Source organism: Haloferax sp. AB510 (assembly GCF_024136985.1).
Classification (GTDB): domain Archaea; phylum Halobacteriota; class Halobacteria; order Halobacteriales; family Haloferacaceae; genus Haloferax.
This window is the reverse complement of record NZ_JAMYJY010000223.1, coordinates 1-807: the sequence shown is the minus strand read 5'-3', so window position 1 is coordinate 807 and position 807 is coordinate 1. Positions and strand designations below refer to the sequence as shown.

At 64.9% G+C, this 807-nt stretch carries 1 protein-coding gene; it reads right to left on the bottom strand.

The annotated features are described in order from the left end of the window. Positions 1-807, bottom strand: an 807-nt coding sequence (locus tag NKF06_RS20695) for an AMP-binding protein (RefSeq protein ID WP_253246470.1), incomplete at both ends; no start/stop codon positions are given.

Here is an 807-nt window from a genome sequence, read left to right as displayed (position 1 = left end):
CGACGATTTGGGCGTCGATACCCGGCAGCGGCGGCCCGGCCGACCCGGGTTTCATCTTCTTGATTCCCGGTAAGGTCGTTATCATCATGCCACCGGTCTCGGTCTGCCACCACGTGTCCACGACCGGACACTCCTCGTTGCCGATGTGCTTGTAGTACCACTTCCACGCGCGCGGGTTGATTGGCTCGCCCACGGTACCGAGCAGGCGGAGGCTCGACAGGTCGTGCTGTTCGGGGAATCGGCTACCCCACTTCATGAACGCGCGAATCGCCGTCGGTGCGGTGTAGAAGATGTCGACCGCGTACTTCTCGATGATGTCCCACAGGCGGTCGCGGTTCGGGAAGTCGGGCGTCCCCTCGTACATTACCGTCGTCGTCCCGAGCGCCAGCGGGCCGTAGACGATGTAGGAGTGGCCCGTAATCCAGCCGATGTCGGCCGAACACCAGTAGGTGTCTTCCTTCTCGATGTCGAGGACGGCGTGGGAGGTCCACGTCGCGTAGGAGAGATACCCACCGGTGGTGTGTTTGACGCCCTTCGGCTGGCCGGTGGTCCCCGAGGTGTACATCAGGAACAGCATGTCTTCGGCGTCGCGCTCGACGGGGTCGATACGCTCGCCCGCGTGCTCATCGAGGAGGTCGTCCCAGTCGTGCTGGTTGCCTTTCAGGTCGTGGCCGAAGCCGTCGTCGCCGAGGCGGTCGACGACGACCGTGGCATCGACGCCGTGGTCGACGCCGTCGAGGCCCTCGTTGGCCTTGTCGAGGTGGTCGAGCGGGTCGCCGCGGCGGTAGTAGCCGTCGCAGGTGACGA